This is a genomic window from Nonomuraea sp. MG754425 (assembly GCF_021699195.1).
Lineage (GTDB): Bacteria > Actinomycetota > Actinomycetes > Streptosporangiales > Streptosporangiaceae > Nonomuraea.
On sequence record NZ_SSXE01000008.1, the window covers coordinates 1 to 16,744 of the forward strand.

The 16,744-nt window shown below is 73.7% G+C and carries 12 protein-coding genes; 5 read left to right on the forward strand and 7 right to left on the reverse strand.

What is annotated here, in order from left to right; all coding sequences use genetic code 11:
• The coding region (locus FAF44_RS04445) for a BTAD domain-containing putative transcriptional regulator (RefSeq protein WP_272894055.1) at positions 1-798 on the reverse strand (798 nt) is incomplete at its 3' end.
• Between the two features lie 172 nt (positions 799-970).
• On the opposite strand from FAF44_RS04445, the gene FAF44_RS04450 reads away from it, so the two are divergent.
• Together FAF44_RS04450 and FAF44_RS55675 are read left to right on the forward strand one after the other, a co-directional pair.
• Positions 971-1,441: a hypothetical protein gene (locus tag FAF44_RS04450; protein ID WP_237101697.1), complete on the forward strand. Its 471-nt coding sequence runs from the start codon at positions 971-973 to the stop codon at positions 1,439-1,441.
• An 83-nt stretch (positions 1,442-1,524) separates the two neighbouring features.
• A complete protein-coding gene (locus FAF44_RS55675) occupies positions 1,525-2,721 on the forward strand; it encodes a CdaR family transcriptional regulator (RefSeq protein ID WP_237101698.1) in 1,197 nt (398 codons plus the stop codon).
• Here FAF44_RS55675 and FAF44_RS04460 read toward each other — a convergent pair.
• The 3 genes from FAF44_RS04460 to FAF44_RS04470 form a co-directional block, all read right to left on the reverse strand.
• A complete protein-coding gene (locus FAF44_RS04460; protein WP_237101699.1) occupies positions 2,702-3,580 on the reverse strand; it encodes an SGNH/GDSL hydrolase family protein in 879 nt (292 codons plus the stop codon). The genes FAF44_RS55675 and FAF44_RS04460 overlap by 20 nt on opposite strands.
• Positions 3,581-3,615: 35 nt before the next feature.
• Positions 3,616-4,743, reverse strand: a complete 1,128-nt coding sequence (locus tag FAF44_RS04465) for an alkaline phosphatase PhoX (protein ID WP_237101700.1) — start codon at positions 4,741-4,743, stop codon at positions 3,616-3,618.
• A 167-nt stretch (positions 4,744-4,910) separates the two neighbouring features.
• Complete coding sequence (locus FAF44_RS04470; RefSeq protein WP_237101701.1) at positions 4,911-5,282, reverse strand: GNAT family N-acetyltransferase; 372 nt, start codon at positions 5,280-5,282, stop codon at positions 4,911-4,913.
• A 221-nt stretch (positions 5,283-5,503) separates the two neighbouring features.
• On the opposite strand from FAF44_RS04470, the gene FAF44_RS04475 reads away from it, so the two are divergent.
• Complete coding sequence (locus FAF44_RS04475) at positions 5,504-7,189, forward strand: carbamoyltransferase C-terminal domain-containing protein (protein WP_237101702.1); 1,686 nt, start codon at positions 5,504-5,506, stop codon at positions 7,187-7,189.
• 73 nt (positions 7,190-7,262) lie between these two features.
• Positions 7,263-8,054: an N-acetylmuramoyl-L-alanine amidase gene (locus tag FAF44_RS04480; RefSeq protein WP_237101703.1), complete on the forward strand. Its 792-nt coding sequence runs from the start codon at positions 7,263-7,265 to the stop codon at positions 8,052-8,054.
• 115 nt (positions 8,055-8,169) lie between these two features.
• On the opposite strand, the gene FAF44_RS04485 is transcribed toward FAF44_RS04480, so the two are convergent.
• From FAF44_RS04485 to FAF44_RS04495, 3 genes are all read right to left on the reverse strand, one after another.
• Positions 8,170-8,355, reverse strand: a complete 186-nt coding sequence (locus FAF44_RS04485) for a hypothetical protein (protein WP_237101704.1) — start codon at positions 8,353-8,355, stop codon at positions 8,170-8,172.
• Between the two features lie 232 nt (positions 8,356-8,587).
• Positions 8,588-9,724 carry an FAD-dependent monooxygenase gene (locus FAF44_RS04490; RefSeq protein WP_237101705.1) on the reverse strand — a complete coding sequence of 379 codons (1,137 nt, stop codon included), beginning with the start codon at positions 9,722-9,724 and terminating at the stop codon, positions 8,588-8,590.
• A 222-nt stretch (positions 9,725-9,946) separates the two neighbouring features.
• Positions 9,947-13,102, reverse strand: coding sequence for a BTAD domain-containing putative transcriptional regulator (locus FAF44_RS04495; RefSeq protein ID WP_237101706.1), 3,156 nt, complete (start codon positions 13,100-13,102; stop codon positions 9,947-9,949).
• Between the two features lie 233 nt (positions 13,103-13,335).
• Between FAF44_RS04495 and FAF44_RS04500 the strand changes: the two genes are divergently transcribed.
• Positions 13,336-16,740 carry a M28 family peptidase gene (locus tag FAF44_RS04500; protein ID WP_237101707.1) on the forward strand — a complete coding sequence of 1,135 codons (3,405 nt, stop codon included), beginning with the start codon at positions 13,336-13,338 and terminating at the stop codon, positions 16,738-16,740.
• The last annotated feature ends 4 nt before the right edge of the window (positions 16,741-16,744 follow it).

A 16,744-nucleotide genomic window follows, 5' to 3' on the forward strand; every position in this document is an offset into this window, starting at 1 on the left:
CCGCGGGCGGGTCGCAGGCGGCGATGGCCAGCCGGGTCTTGCCGACGCCGCCCCGTCCGTGCCCGTGCCCGGGACGGAGCTGATCGGCAGGGACGCCGACGTGCGGCGGGCGGGCGCGGGGGCGAGCTGCCGCCTGACGGCCCGCGTCTCGGGGGCGGGCTCGACGCCCAGCTCGGCGGACAGCCGCCGGCGCAGCTCGTCGTAGCAGGCCAGCGCCCCCGCCCGGTTGCCGGACCGGGCCAGGGCCGTCATGAGCAGACGGTGCGCCTCCTCGTCGTACGGATCGAGCCCGGTCACGATGTACGCCAGCCGCGCCACCTGCCCGGCCGGCTCGTCACCCGCGCCCAGCAGCAGCTCCCGGAGCAGCAGCCGCACCCCGTGGCGCTCGCGCTCCAGCCAGTCGGCGAAGGCCGGGGCGTCGTGGAAGGAGACCCCGTCCATGAAGTTCCCGCGCCACAACCGCAGGGCCTCGGCCACCGTCGGGGCCTGGGCGAGGTGGCGGCGGTCCACGAAGCACTCGTCGGCGGCGCGCAGGCGTACGTGCTCCCGGGTGACGTCGAGCCAGCCGCCGACCTCCTTGCGCAGCTCGGACAGGGCCAGGCGCAGACTGCCCCTGGCGTTGGCGTCCGGTCGCTCGCCCCACAGCAGCCCCGCCAGTTCGGCGCGCGGCCGGGGCGCGGCTGAGGTCGCGAGGTAGCAGAGCAGGGCGCGCGCCTTGGCGGAGCGGACGTCCACGGGCGCGCCTGCGATGGACAGCTCCGGCGCGCCGAGCAGGAGCACGGTCAGCGACTCCCTCATGGCTCAGGAGGGTAAGCGCGAGGCCGCCTCGCGATCTGTGCGAAAAGATACATCCGGCCTGTGCTCTGGGTGACTTCACCTGGGCGTTAACGGTGCGCTCACGGCGGCCTGCCGACTCTGGTGCCGCGTTCCGCGAAGTCCGCGGGACGGACGTCCATCGAGGAGCACCGGCATGATGCGCTCTGCCCCATTGATCACCGCGCTCGCACTGGCCGCGGGCCTGACCGCGAGCCCGGCCGCCGCCTCCGTCGCGGCCTCGAACTGCCGCGTGGAGCTGTACGACATCGACAACCACGACGTGGACGAGAGGGACGGCAAGGACGAACTACGCTTCCTGGTCGGCGGGAACCTGTTCCCGCCCAACGGCTACGTCAACGTGCGCAACGGCGACGACCGCGACCCGGCCGACTTCGGCTTCCCGAGCACCTCCGTCAGCAACACCGGCAGCGCCACCTTCGACCTGCGCGAGGTCACCCCGCCCGCCGTCGGCCGCGGTGACAGCCTCGGCACCGTCGTGGTCTGGGGCAGCACCGTGTGCGCGCCGCTCGCGACGGGCGCGGTCGACTACGTGGAGGACTTCGTCGAGGGGGACGACGAGACCTTCTACTCCTACCAGGTCAAGCTCAAGGTGACCGGACTGTAGCCGGTCACGGGAGGCCCCGGACGCCGGCGGCGACGCCGGGCCGGGGCCTTCATTAATGCACCGTGTCGTGGCAGGGTTCGAGCGTGGTCCACGCCCTCACCCTGGCCGGGTGCCCCGTGCACGAGCTGCTCGACCGCCAGGCCACCAGGCTGGCCCGGCGGCTCGTGAGCGGCTTCTCCGAGCAGATCCCCGTCTACCGGCGGCTGCCGAGGGAGGAGCTCGACGGCGACATCACGTTCATCACCCAGCACAACCTGCGCCTGATCTCGCGGGCCTTCCGCGACCGCCGGCCGCCCGGCAGGGCCGACCTCGCGCCGCTGCGGGAGTCGGCGGCGCGCCGCGCCCAGGAGGGGGTGCCGCTCGAAGCGCTGCTCGCGGCCTACCACCTGGGGGCGCGCATGATGTCGGAGTGGTTGTTCGCCGACGCCGGGCCCGCCGACCTGGACGACGTGCTGGAGGCCAACCGGATCGTGCTGCTCTACATGGAGGGGGCCACGGCCGCCGTCTGCTCGGCGTACCTGGAGGAGCGGGAGAGCCTGCTCAGCCAGGAGCAGCACGCCATGCACGCCGTCGTCGCGGCGCTGCTCGGCGGTGACCGGGCGGCGCTGGCGGGTCTGCGGCTGCCGCCGCGCTACCTGGTGCTGGCCGTGGCGGCGGGGCGGCACCCCGACGAGGACGGTCCCGGCGGGCCGGTCGCCGGGCGGCGCAAGCTGCACCGGCTCAGGAGCGCGGTGCAGCGGTTCACGGCCGAGCCGGTGCTGCCCGCGCTCGACACGGCGGGCGGGCTCGTGCTGGTGCCGCTCCAGGGGGAGGGACCCGAGCTCGGCGAACTGGCACGGACGGCGGGCAAGGCCGCGGGCGTGCCGGTGTGGCTGGCCGCCGAGTGCGCGCCGCCGCAGGAGGTGCCCGCGGCGGCGCGGCTGGTGGAGGAGGTGCTGGAGGTGGTGCGCGTCTTCGAGCAGCCACCGGGCGGCTACCGCCTGGCCGACGTGCTGCTCGAATACCAGCTCACCCGGTCGAGCCAGGCCACGGAACTGCTGGCCGGGCTGCTCGACCCGCTGCTCGACCACCCCGACCTGCTCAGGACGCTCACCGCGTACCTGGACCTGGGCCTCGACCGGCGGCGTACCGCGGAGTTGCTGCACGTGCACCCGAACACGGTCGACTACCGCCTGCGCAGGGTCGTCGGGCTGACCGGGCTCGACCCGATGGACCCGGCCCACCTCCAGCGGATCGGGGCCGCGCTGGCGGCCCGCCGGCTCACCGGGCCGCCCCAGTGACCGCCCCAGTGACCGCCCCAGTGACCGCCGCAGTCACCACTCCGGCGAAGCCGCGCATGCCCGCCGCGTTCGGATGGAACGGCGCGGCCGGTGAGGCGGGCACGTACGGCTCGATCCACCGCGCGCCGGCCGAGGCGCACGGGTCGTGGCCGACGCTCGGGGTCTGCAGGTCGATGAAGCCCACGCCGGCCGCGGCGGCCTGCTCGGCCAGCATCTGGTTGAAGTACATGAGCGTGGCCCGGATGTAGTTCGCGTCCGCCTTGATGATCGGGACGCGCGGGTAGCAGCCGTTCTGCGGCGCGTACGTGCCGTAGCCGACCATGAAGATCCTGGCCCGCGGGGCGCGGGCGCGGATGTCGGAGACCAGGGTGAGCAGGCGGGGCCGCAGCGCGTCGGTGTCGACCCGCCACTTGTCCTTGCCGTCCACGACGTAGTCGTCGTTGCAGGCGTCGCCGATCGGCGGGGGCAGCAGGTTCAGGCAGTCCTCGATGAAGCCGGTCAGGCCGACGTCGTTCGCGCCGATCTGCACCGTGACCAGCGTCGTGTCGGCGCTGAGCGCGTCGAGTTGGGGCGCGACGTCGCCGAGTTCGGTGCTCTGCGGCTGGTACATGTCCTTGGTGTCGGCGCCCGAGCAGGTCACGTCGCGGAAGGTGGCCGCGCCGATGGCCTGGGCGGTCAGGCGCGGGTAGTCGCGGTCGGAGCGCAGGCAGCCGAGATGGATCTGGTTGGGCACGAGCGGTCCCGCGGCGGCGGAGTCGCCCAGGGCCACGTACACCTCGGATGGGGCGGCTTGCGCCGGTGGGGCGAGGGCGAGCGCGAGGCACGCGGTGGTGAGCAGCAGGGACATTCGCCGGAGCATGGCGACTCCTTCACAGGGGGTGAGCGGGGGTGTCGTCAGCGGCGGAAGGGGCCGGTGACCTCGTAGGTGATGCCTCCGGTGCCGGCGGTCTCGCCGCTGGTGCCGCGCTGGGAGGAGAAGTAGAGCCGGGTGCCGTCGGGGGAGAAGGCGGGCCCGGTGATCTCCGACCGCTCCTGGCCGTCGAGCCGCATGATCGGGGCCACGACGCCGTCGGGGGTGATGATGTTGATCTCCATGTTGCCGCCGTCCTCGGCCACGTAGAGGTCGCCGGACGGGCGGCCGGTGATGTTGTCCACGCCGTCGAGCGTGCCGCCGCCGTCGTAGATCGCGGTCACGGTCTGGCGGGCGGTGTCGTACGCCCAGACCTTGCGGTCGCCCTTGGCGGTGAAGTAGCAGACGCCCGCGGCGTAGTGGCAGCCCTCGCCGCCGTCGAAGTGCCTGGCATCCGCGACCTGGTGCCTGGTCTGGCGCTCCAGCACGGCGGGCGACGGGTCGGGGACGGGCCGCCACTCGACGCCGTCGCCGCCGGTGCCGCACAGCACGTCCAGCCGCCCGCTGGACAGCTCGCCCCAGGTGGTGGGCGTGAAGCGGTAGAGGCAGCCGTCGCTCTCGTCCTCGGTCAGGTAGATCACCTTGTGGTCGGGGTCGCAGGCGGCGGCCTCGTGCTTGAAGCGGCCCATGGCGGGACGGGGCTGGGCCCCGCGCACGCCGTACGGGTCGGTCTCGTAGACCCGGCCGCGGAAGATCTCCTCGCACGACAGCCAGGTGTTCCAGGGGGTGGCGCCGCCCGCGCAGTTGAGGTTCGTGCCGTTCAGGACGCGGTAGGCGTCGCCGATCGACCCGTCGGCCCGGAACCTGATCGCCGACGCGCCGCCCACCAGCGGCACCTCGGAGTTGGACACGTAGATCCAGCCGGTGCCGTCGGGGAAGCAGGCGCCTCCGTCGGGGGCCGGGTGCCAGAGCGTGCCGCCGACGCTGCGGCCCGTCCTGGCCACGACGCGGCCGGTGAATCCGGCGGGTAACGCCATGCCGTTGGCGTCGGGCCCGCCGAGCGGACCGTACGGGCTCACCCCGGCGGTCACCGACGCCACCGCCTCGTGCCACACCGCCCCGGAGAACGCCACCGATACGGGCACGGCTGTCAGAAAGGTACGGCGGCGCATGAAGGCTCTCCCGTGGTCGCGGTTGGATTCGCAGACACACGATGAGCCATGCTCGTCATTCTGTGAACTGGACAGGGCAGTAAACGTCGGCGGTCAAATCTGTGACGCCTCACAAAGCCGCCGGAGCTGAGGTGAGCAGGGGTGAGCCGGGGTGACGGTGGGCCGGGTCAGGGTGAGCCGGGCCGCCACATCGGCCGGAGCAGCGCCCCGTCCGGCGGCGCGTACGGCTCCAACGCCTGGTACCCGTGCCGCGCGTACAGGTCGCGGTTGCGCGGGTCGCCGGCCTCCAGGTACGCGGGCCGCCCGCCCAGCCTGGCGTGCTGGTAGTGCGGCAGGGCCGTGCCGAGCCCCTGGTCGTGCCGTTCGGGGTGCACGGCGAGGAAGGCGAGGCGGTGGTGCGGCGGCTCCGGGCGGTTGGCCGCGGACAGCCCGTCGAGCGTGCGGAACCGTTCGGCCCACTCGCCGGTGGCCTCGGAAAGCCTGCGGTCGTAGTCGTGCGGGACGGGCGGCGGCGAGTCGTGACGCAACCACACGGCCACGGCGGGGCCGTCGTCGATCAGGTGGATCTCGCCGTGCTCGGCGGCGTGCTCGACGAGGATGCGGAAGCCGGCGGGCAGTACCCCGGGCCGGCCCGTCCGCCCGAAGCGTGGCGATCTCCGGCTTCTGGCGTTTCGCTGACGTGTCCCTTACGCGGTTGGGAGATCCACTTGTTCCTGCCTGGGGTATCGGTGCCCGTGATCACGATCAGGAGGCACTGCAGATGGCGGACTTTCCCATCGTTGTCGGCATAAATCGCACCAAGGATGGTTCCATCGCCGTCGCGGTGGGCGAGTCGGGCATGTACGGCCTGCAGAAGGAGCGCGTCAGCCGCCGCAAGCACCACTGGGGCCGCCTCGGCGACCTGCCCGACTGTTACCTGCCGGCCATGCCGCTGCTGAAGGAGCCGGTGGACCTGGTCGTCGAGGGGTACTCGTCCGACACCGAGATCGAGCACGTGGGCGCCTACCAGGAGGAGGCGCGCGAGACGCTCGGGCTCAAGGGCGGCGCGCCGATCGTGCTGGTCTCGCACCACCTCACCCACCTCTACAGCGCGTTCTACCCCTCGCCGTTCGAGCAGGCCGCGGGGCTGGTGATCGACGCGCGGGGCAGCCGGGTCAGGGACTTCACCGAGCACGCCCCGCTGCCCGCGGGCACGGGCGGCGACCTGCTGGAGGTGGCCTCGTTCTACCGGTGCTCGCGCGGGCGGATCGAGTGCCTGGCCAAACAGGTCTGGGACGGCGACTGGGACCGTCCCGCCGGCCTCGGCTGCTTCTACACGCTGCTGACCAGGATGGTGTGGTCCGAGGGCGAGGGCAACGAGGCCAAGGTCGCCGACCTGGCCGCGTTCGGCGACCCCGACGCGCTCGGCCTGCCCGACCTCGACGTACGCGGCCACGAGGTGCACATCCCGCCCGCCTGGCTCAGGACGTTCGGCCGCCACGACGTCTTCGTCTACGAGCCCGGCGGCGAGGAGTTCCGCCGCGCCGCGAACCTGGCCGCCGCCGGCCAGCGCGCCTTCGAGCGGGCGCTGGCCCGGGTGGTGGCCTGGCTGCACACCGAGACCGGGCTGGACACACTGGCCTTCGCCGGCGGGGCCGCGCTGAACTGCGCGGCCAACGGCCGGCTGCTGCGCGAGTCCCCGTTCCGCGAGGTGTACGTCCCGCCCGCCCCGCACGACGGCGGCACGGCCGTGGGCTGCGTCCTGTACGGGCTCGTCGCCTGCCTCGGCGCGGACAGCCGCTTCCGCTGGACGGACGACTTCCTCGGCCCGGTCCCCGACGGGAGCGAGATCGAGGCGGCCGTCCGCGCCCTGCCCGACGGCCTGTACGCCGAGCGGCCCGACGACCTGGCGGGCGAGGTGGCGGCGCTGCTGGACAGCGGGCGCGTGGTGGGGCTGCACCAGGGCCGCAGCGAGTCGGGACCGCGGGCGCTGGGCAACCGGAGCATCCTCGCCGACCCCCGCAACCCGGACATGCAGGACTACATCAACTTCGAGGTGAAGGGGCGCGAGTGGTTCCGTCCGCTGGCGTCGCTGGTGCCGGCCGAGCACGCCGGGGACGTCTTCGATGTGGCCGGGCCCGCCCCGTTCGGGCAGTACGCCGCCGACGTCCACCCCGAGTTCCGCGACCGGCTGCCCGGGATCACGCACGTGGACGGCACGTCCGCGCCGCAGACGGTCGAGCCGGAGCGCTCCCCGTTCCTGCACGCCCTGCTGAGCAGGTGGCACGCGCGGGCCGGCACGCCGGTACTGATCAACACCTCGCTGAACAGGTCGGGCGAGCCGCTGACCGAGACGCCGGACCACTCGATCGAGACCCTGCGCCAGAGCGGCATGCACGCGCTGGCGATGCCGCCGTACCTGATCCGCAAGCGGGCCGAGCCGCCGCTCCCCGGGCCGCCCGCCTGAGCGTCAGGTGATGTGGAGGCGCAGGTCAGCGCGGTTCTTGGGTTCCGGGGCGGTGCCGGGTACGTTCGGTGGCATGCGCGTCCACCGACCCGCCGCGGCGCTGACCCTGCTCGCCGCGCTGTCCGCCGGGTGCGCCGCGCCCGCCGTCCATCAGGCGGTGCCGCCCGTCCCGGCGTCGTCCGGCGTCACCCGGTCGCCGGACGCGGGCCCGCTGGCGGGGAAGACGGTGGTGATCGACCCGGGGCACAACGGCGGCAACGCCTCCCATCCGAAGGAGATCAACCGCCAGGTCGATGTCATCACCGGCCGCAAGCCGTGCAACACCGTCGGCACCGAGACCGCCGACGGCTACCCGGAGCACGCCTTCACCTGGGACGTCGCCGGCCGGCTGAAACCGATCCTGGAACGGCTGGGCGCCGAGGTCGTGCTCACCCGTCCCGACGACAAGGGTGTGGGCCCGTGCGTCACCGAGCGGGCCGCGATCGGCAACGAGGCCAGGGCGGACGCCGTCGTGTCCATCCACGGCGACGGGGCCGCGCCGGGCGGGCACGGCTTCCACGTGATCATGCCGGGCCTGCTGCGCGGGCACAACGACAACGTGGTCAAGCCGTCGGCCAGGCTGGGCCGGGACCTCCGCGACGCCTACCGGGAGGGCACCGGCCTGCCGTACGCCACCTACACCGGCCGGGACGGCCTGCAGACCCGTACCGACCTGGGCGGGCTCAACCTGTCGAAGCGGCCGGTGGTGTTCATCGAGTGCGGCAACATGCGCAACCCGGGCGACGCCGCCAAGATGTCCGACCCCGCCTTCCGCGAGCGCATGGCCGCCGCCCTCGCCATGGGCGTCAGGCGGTTCCTGGACTAGCGTCGGCGCGCCGGAACACGGTCACCGCGGAGCCCGCGGGGCGTTCGAAGCCCTGCTCGTACCAGGTGCGGCCGAGGTCGGGGTAGCGGACGCCGCCGGAGCGGGGCGGGCGGGCTCAGCCGTGCGGGCAGAGGGGTTCGCCGCCGACCACGCACGCGATGTCGTCGAGTTCGCAACTCAGCAACGTGCCGTCCATGCCGAGCACGAGCACCAGATCGCGCCGCGACGGATGGGCCAGCATGACCCGCCCGACGACGCCGTTGTCCAAGATCACGGTAGGCCGGCCTGCCGCGTTGTCCATGCCCTCGTGACTCCTCTCAGGGTCCGGAACGAGCCCCGCGCCGGACCCGTCATCACCAGGATGCACAGGCTTTCCCTCGATGCGCATCGGTCCTGCGGCGGTAATTCCCTACGTCGCAGGTAGGAGGCGCACGGATCGTCGGCCGGCCGGCGGCGGTGACGCCGTCATTCTCTCCTTCCGCACCGGCGCCGCTCTTCCCGGCCCCGCATCGGGCGGGCCCGCCGGGACCGGCTCAGTAGGACTTGAGGGCGATGTCGGTGGCGAACTTGTCGCCCAACTTGGTCATCAGGCCCATCATCAGGCCCGACCTGAGCATGCGGTTGCGCATGCGCAGCCGCGTCGGGGTCGCGGGGGCGAGGAAGGGGCCGGCGTTGCCGTTCTTGGCGATCTTGGCGTACCGCTGGAACTGCCGCTCGTACTCCGCGAAGGCCGCGCGGTGCTCGCCGCCCGCCGCGGCCAGCTCGCCCGCCAGCACGTACGCGCCCACCATCGCCAGCCCCGAGCCGAACCCGCCCAGCGTGTTGCCGTACGCCGCGTCGCCCAGCAGCACCACCCGGCCCTGGCTGTAGCGCTCGATCCGCACCTGGCTGATCGAGTCGAGGTAGACGCTCTGCGAGCGGCGCACCGCCTCCAGGATCCGCTGAGTCCGCCAGCCCATGCCCTGGTAGGCGCGCACGAGGATGTCCTTCTGCTGCTCCACGTCGTAGCGGTCGTAGGTGAGCGGCTCGGAGGCGAAGACGAAGAACACCGGCGCCTTCGGCCCGGCCGTGGCCACCAGCCGGCCCGGCTCGTTGTACATCTGCGCCACCGGCCCGAAGTCCTCCTCCACGTCCACCAGGGCGTAGTGGTAGCCGAGGTGGCGGACGTAGTCGGGCTCGGGGCCGAAGGCCAGCCGGCGCACGTTCGAGTGGATCCCGTCCGCGCCGACGACCAAGTCGTACGTGGCGGGCGCGGCGTGTTCGAAGGTGACCTGGACGCCGCCGGGCGTCTCGGTGAGCGAGGTGATCGAGTCGCCGAAGACGTACTCGCAGTGCGGGGCGGTGCGCTCGTACAGGATCCTGGCCAGGTCGCCGCGCCTGATCTCCAGGGCGCCGCCGGTGAACTCGCCGGACATGACCGCCAGCTTGCGGCCGTCGGCGTCCACGATCTCCTGGTCGGCGCCGCCCGTCTGGAGGCGGCGCATGTCGTCCAGGATGCCCATGCGGCTCAGCACGGTGAGGTGGGTCTCGCCCTTGAAGTCCACCGCCTGACCGCCGGGGCGCAGGGCCTTGGCCTTCTCGACGACGGTGGCCCGGTAGCCGTGGTGGGTGAGCCAGTGGGCGAGCGCGGGACCGGCGATGCCGGCGCCGGAGATGAGGACGTTTCGCATGTCAGTCAGCTTCGCGAGCCGCGCTGACAACCCGGCGACCGTCCGCTGACAGGGCGGCACGGGGGTGTCAGCGCGTCGCCACCGGTGACGGCACGGGGGTGTCAGCGCGTGCCGCCGGGCGGGCCGCTACCGGTGGCGGAAGGGGGTGTCAGCACGTCGCCACCCGTGGCGGAAGGGGGTGGAAGCGCGTCGCCACCGGTGGCCGGAAGGGGCGGCGAGGCGCTATCGGCCGGCGGTGGCGCGCAGGGTGGCCAGTGCCTCGTCCGCGGACATCGCCGCACCCCCGGCGTACGCCGCCGCGAACGCCTCGGCCCCGAGCGTACGGGTGGCGCCAGCGGCGGTGGCGGCCACGTCCCGGTCGCCGGACACGGCCATGCCCCGCACCGCGACCCCGATCCCGAGCAGCAGCGCCGCCCGCTCCGCCGCCTCCCGTCCGGTCCCCGTGAACAGCGCGTGGCCGGCCAGGCCCTCGGCGGCGTCGGCGACGTCGGTGGCGAAGGGGGAGTCGAGGGCGTCCGCCAGGGCCTGGCCGTGCGCCTGGGTGGCGGCCTCCGCGTCGCCCCTGGCCTCGGCGAGGCGGCCGAGCGCGGTGTGCAGGTGCGACCTGATCCCGCCGGCGGTGAACGCGCCGGTCTCCGCGCCGGACAACGCCGCCCCGAGCTGCCTGGCCGCCTCGTCCAGGTCGCCTTCGAGCCGGGCGATCTCCCCGAGCTGGAGGTGCACCCAGGTCGTCACCTCCGGCCGGCCCAGCCGTCGTTCGATCTCGCCCGCCCGCTCGTAGTCGGCCCGCGCCGCCGCGGCGTCGCCCGCCCGCCGGCGCGCCTCGGCCCGCCGGCCGAGCACCTCGGCCAGCTCGTCGAGCGTGCCCAGCTCCTCCAGCAGCTCGACGGACTCCGCCCACAGGTCCATGGCCCGCCGCCAGTCGCCGCGCCGGCTCGCGAGCAGCGCCAGCCAGTCGAGCGCCTGCGCCTTCCCCCAGCGCTCGCCCAGCGCGCCGAAGTCGGCGAGCACCGACTCCAAGATCTGCTCCGCCTCGGTGACCGCGCCGTCGTGCAGCCTCATCAGCGCGATGCTGAGCCGGATGAGGGCCTCGCCCCACGGCTCGGCGCCGAGCAGCCGCCGCCCCTGCCCGGAGGCCGGCTCCTCGTCCGGAGGGCCCGCGATCATCCCCCACAGCGCGACGCCGAACCGGTAGCGCACCGGCCGGTCGAGCGACCCGACGACCTGCCTGGCCCGCGTCCAGTGCGGCGAGCCCGCCTCGGGCACGGCGTGCAGGACGGCCAGCACGTACTCCTCCTCCAGCCCGGCGGGCAGCTCGGAACCGCAGCCGTCGAGCAGGCGTCCGGCGGGCCCGGCGGCCTGGCCGCGCCGCCCGCTCAGCCACCAGTACATGGCCAGCGTGCCCATCAGCCGCCACGCGACCGGCCGGTCGTGCTCGACGCCCCAGTGCAGCGCCGCCTGGAGGTTGGCGTCGTCGGCCGACAGCACGGCCAGCCAGTCGAGTTGCTCGGCCCGGTGGAGGTGGTCGTGGGCGCGCTGCGCGAACTCCAGGTACCAGGCGGCGTGGGCCCGCCGCAGCCGTTCCTCCTCGCCCGCCTCCGCCAGCCGCTCCAGGCAGAACAGCCGGATGGTGTCGAGCATCTGGTAACGCTCGCCGTCGGTCTCGACCAGCGACTTGTCCACGAGGTCGGCCAGCGCCTCGCCGCCCTCCGCGCCGCAGACGCGTTCGACCGCCTCCAGGGTCGCGCCGCCGGTGAAGACCGCCAGCCGCCTGGCCAGCTCCTGTTCCCCGGCCCCGAGCAGGCTCCAGCTCCACTCCACCACCGCGTGCAGCGTCCGGTGCCGGGCGGCGGCCGTACGGTCGCCGCGCGAGAGCAGCCGGAACCTGCCGTGCGCGGCCAGCCGGTCGGCGACCTCCGCCACCCCGAACGTCCGCAGCCGCGCCGCCGCCAGCTCGATGGCCAGCGGCAGGCCGTCGAGCGCGGCGCAGATCCGCAGCACCGCCTCCAGGTTGCCGGGGCCGAGCGAGAACCCCGGCCGCACGGCCGCCGCACGGTCGGCGAACAGCCTGACCGCCGGGTAGCCGAGCGGGTCGTGCGCGTCCGGCGGCGGGACGGTCAGCGGCGCGAGCGGGACGAGGTGCTCGCCGGTGAGGCCCAGCGGCTCCCTGCTGGTGGCCAGGATGCTCAGACCGGGGCACTCGGCGAGCAGGCGGCGGGCCAGCACGGCGGCCTCGGCGATGACGTGCTCGCAGTTGTCCACGACGAGCAGCAGCTCCTGCCCGGCCAGCGCGGCGACGAGCACCCCGGCGGGGCCGGGCCCGCCGCCGGCCGCCGGCCTGAGCGCCGGCTCGCGCAACCCGAGCGCCCCGAGCACGGCCCGCGCCACCTGCTCCGGGCCGGACCCCGTGGCCACCAGCGACAGGTCCGCGAAGGCGACCTCGGCGGCGGGCGACGGGAGCCGGGGGCGGCGGGTCGTGGCCTCGATGGCCAGGCGGGTCTTGCCGGTGCCGCCGGGCCCGACGATCGTGACCAGGCGGGCCGCGCGCAGGGCGGCCAGCACGTCGAGCTCCTCCTCGCGTCCGACGAAGCTGGTGAGCTGGGCGGGCGGGCCCGTCCGGGTGGCGCGCCCGCGCTCGCCGCGCAGGATCTCCAGGTGCAGGGCGGCCAGTTCGGGCGACGGGTCCGCGCCCAGTTCGCCGGCCAGCAGCCGCCGGCCCTCCTCGTACGCGGCCAGCGCCTCGGCCTGCCGCCCGGCCGCGTGCAGGGCCCGCATCAGCAGGCCGCGCGCCCGCTCCCGCAGTGGCTGCGCGGCCACCAGCGCGCCCAGCCCGGCGGAGGGGTCGGCGCCGGGGAGTGACAGCTCGGCCTCGTACAGGTCCTCGGTGGCGGCCAGCCGCAGCTCCTCCAGCCGCAGCGCCTGCGCCGCGGCGAACGGGGCGTCGGCCACGTCCGCGAGCGCCGGTCCGCGCCACAGCTCCAGCCCCTCACGCAGCACGGACGCGGCCCGTCCGTGCAGCCCGGACGCGAGCAGCCCCCGCCCCTCGCGGGCCAGCCGTTCGAAGCGGTGCGCGTCGACGGACTCGGGGTCGGCGGCCAGCCGGTAACCGGCGCCGTGGAACTCGATCAGCCCGGCGGGCAGCCGCCGCCGCAGCCGGGAGACCTGCGCCTGTACCGCGTTGGCCGCGCCGGACGGGGGCCGGTCGCCGTACTGGCCGTCGATGAGGTGCTCGACGCTGACCAGCCGTCCCGCGTCGAGCAGCAGCATCGCCAGCAGCGCGCGCGGACGGGGCCCGCCGAGGGCGATCGGGTCGCCGCCGGGCGGCCACACCGCGAGCGGACCCAGGACGCCGAACTGCACGCCTCGATTGTCCCTCACCTCACCAGGTGAAACGTAATTATCGGTATACCTACCGATGCGAGTACGTATTTTCCCGCCGTCACGGAGCGCCTAGCGTCGGGCGGCAAGAAGGCGAAACGGCCCGCTCGCTCTCCCTCACCCCCCATTCCCTGTCACCGACGCGAACCCAGGCGACCCCGGGTTACGCGCGGGCCGCCGTGCGCCCACCAACGCGCGGCGGCCCAGGGAAGCGCCGAAAGGAGCAACACAGAGTGAAACGCAAAGCCTTACTCGCCGCGGTCGTGGGCCTCGCCACGGCCGCGACCGTGGTGTCACCGGCGCACGCCGCTCCGCCCGGAGCCGCCAAGTCCCAGGAGAGCGCGCGGGCGGCGGCGGCCGACCCCGCCTCGCTCGCCGCGGCGGTCGCCGACAAGGCCGTCTCCAACCAGCTCGACGAGCTCACCAGGGGCCCGGACGAGGCGTACAGCAGGGTCTCGGTCACGCCGGGCGCGAGCGACATGTTCTACGTGGCGTACGAGCGCACCTACAAGGGCCTGCCGGTGGTCGGCGGCGACGCCGTCGTGGTCACCGACGCGGCGGGGCACGTCAGGGACACCGTCGCGGCGTCGGGCCCGAGCCCGCGCGACGTGGCGACCAAACCCGCGATCAGCGCCGGCCGGGCCACCGAGGTCGCGCGGGCCGAACTGGAGCGGGTGGACGACACCGCCGAGCCGCGCCTGGTCGTGCTGGCCTGGGGCGAGCGGCCCCGGCTGACCTGGGAGGCCGTGGTCAGCGGCATCGACGCGGGCAAGCCGAGCATCCAGCACGTGTTCGTGGACGCGCGCACCGGCAAGATCGCCGACTCCTACGACCTCGTACGCGCCGGCACCGGCAACGGCTACTACTACGGCCAGGTCACCATCGGCACGAGCGGCTCCGGCAGCTCGTACTCGATGACCGACACCACCAGGCCCGGCATCCAGTGCGGCGGCCAGGGCGGCACCGCCTACACCGGCACCGACGACGCGTGGGGCAACGCCTCCGGCACCAACCTGGAGACCGCCTGCGTGGACGCGCTCTACGGCGTGCAGCGCGAGTGGGACATGCTGCGCGACTGGCTGGGCCGCAACGGCATCAACGGCAGCGGGCGCGGCTTCCCGGCGCGGGTCGGCCTGAACGACGTCAACGCCTACTGGAACGGCAGCTACACGAACTTCGGCCACAACCAGGCCAACACCCAGCAGGCCACGCCGATCGACGTGGTGGCCCACGAGTTCGGGCACGCGATCTTCCAGACCACCCCGGGCGGCGCCGGCTCCGGCAACGAGAACGGCGGCATCAACGAGGGCACCGGCGACATCTTCGGCGCGCTGACCGAGGCGTACGCCAACCACGCCGCCGACCCGCCGGACTACCTGGTCGGCGAGGAGGTCAACCTGGTCGGGCAGGGCCCGATCCGCAACATGTACAACCCGAGCGCGCTCGGCGACCCGAACTGCTACTCGTCGTCGATCCCCAGCACCGAGGTGCACGCGGCGGCCGGCCCGCTGAACCACTGGTTCTACCTGCTCGCCGAGGGCAACAACCCCGGCGGCGGCAAGCCGTCCAGCCCGATCTGCTCCGGCGGCCCCTCGTCGGTGACCGGTGTCGGCATCCAGAAGGCCGGCAAGATCTTCATGGGCGCGCTCGCCCGCAAGACGTCCGCCTGGCGCTACACGAACGTCCGCGCGGCCTCCGTCGCGGCCGTCATCGAGCTGTACGGCTCCAGCAGCGCCGAGTGCAACACCACGAAGGCCGCCTGGAGCGCGGTGAGCGTGGCGGCGGCGTCGGGTGAGCCCGCGTGCGGCACGCCGGGCAACGACTTCTCGCTCTCGCTCAACCCGTCCGCCGGCAGCGGCGCCCCCGGCCAGCAGGTCACGGCCACGGTCAGCACGCAGACCACCTCGGGCACCGCGCAGACCGTGACCCTGTCGGCGTCGGGCCTGCCGTCCGGCACCACGGCGAGCTTCAGCCCGGCGTCGGTGACCTCGGGCAGCGCCTCGACGCTGACGCTGTCGGTCGGCTCGGCCACGGCACAGGGGACGTACCCGATCACCGTCACCGGCACGGGGGCGACCTCGCACACCGCGTCGTACTCGCTGACCGTCGGCCAGGGCCCCGGCGGCGATGACCCGCCGGACATCAGCCTGACCAACGTCAAGGCACACCTGACGCAACTCCAGTCGATCGCCACCGCCAACGGCGGGAACCGCAGGTCCACGACCAACGGCTACCTGCAGTCGGTGTCGTACGTCGAGGACAAGCTGCGCGCGGCCGGCTACACCGTGGTCCGGCAGAGCTGCACCACCGCCTACTGCACCAGCGGCGCGGGCCCGAACCTGATCGCCGACTGGCCGGGCGGCGACGCCAACCAGGTCATCATGTCCGGCGCGCACCTCGACGGCGTGGCCGCCGGGCCCGGCATCAACGACAACGGCTCCGGCTCCGCGAACCTCCTCGAGGTCGCCCTCACCCTCGCCCAGCGCAACCCGACCCTGGCCAAGCACGTCAGGTTCGGCTGGTGGACGGACGAGGAGCAGGGGCTCAACGGGTCGGAGTACTACGTGGCCTCCCTCAGCGCCGCCGAGCGGTCGAGGATCCAGGTCTACTACAACTACGACATGACGGGCTCGACCAACGGCGGCTACTTCATCAACAACATCAACACCGCCGGGGCCGCGTACCTCAAGGAGTTCTACGACCGGCTGAGCCTCCAGCCCGAGGAGAACGTCGAGGGCGCCAACCGCTCCGACGACGCCTCCTTCCGCAACGCCGGCATCGCCAGCTCGGGCGTCGCGGCCGGAGCCAGCGCCACCAAGACCACGGCGCAGGCGGCCAAGTGGGGCGGCACGGCAGGACGCGCGTACGACTCCTGCTACCACTCCTCCTGCGACACCACGGCCAACATCAACGACACCGTCCTGGACCGGGCGGCCGACGCCGCCATGTACGCGGTCTGGAAGCAGGCGGTCGGCGGCACCCCGCCCACCCGTGACTTCTCGATGTCGGCGAGCCCCGCGAGCGGCACCGTGCAGGCGGGTTCGGCGGCCACGTCCACCATCGCCACCAGCACCACGGCGGGCACCGCCCAGACCGTGAACCTGGCGGCCGCGGGCCTGCCGACCGGCGCCACGGCCACGTTCAACCCGGCCTCGGTGACCTCGGGCGGGACCGCCACGCTGACGATCTCGACCGCGCCCACCACCCCGGCCGGCAGCTACACCGTCACGGTGACCGGTACGGGCGAGGCGGCCACGCGGACGACGACGTACGCGCTGACCGTCCAGAGCACCACGGGCGGCCGGACCTTCACCAACGACACCGACCGTCCGATCTACGACTACAGCAACACCCAGAGCTCGATCACCTCCACCGCGACGGGCACCGCGACCTCGCCGGTCCGGGTGTCCATCACGATCAGCCACACGTGCGCGGAGGACCTCGACATCTGGCTGCGCGGCCCCAACGGCACCTGGTACGTGGTCGACAGCTACGGCGGCACGACCTGCACCTCCTACGGCACCAGGACGTTCTCCGTCCCGGTGAGCCAGCAGGCGGCCGGCACGTGGGTGCTCGACATCGAGGACGTCTACGCCGGTGACACCGGCTACCTCGACTCGTGGAGCATCACGGTCTGACCGG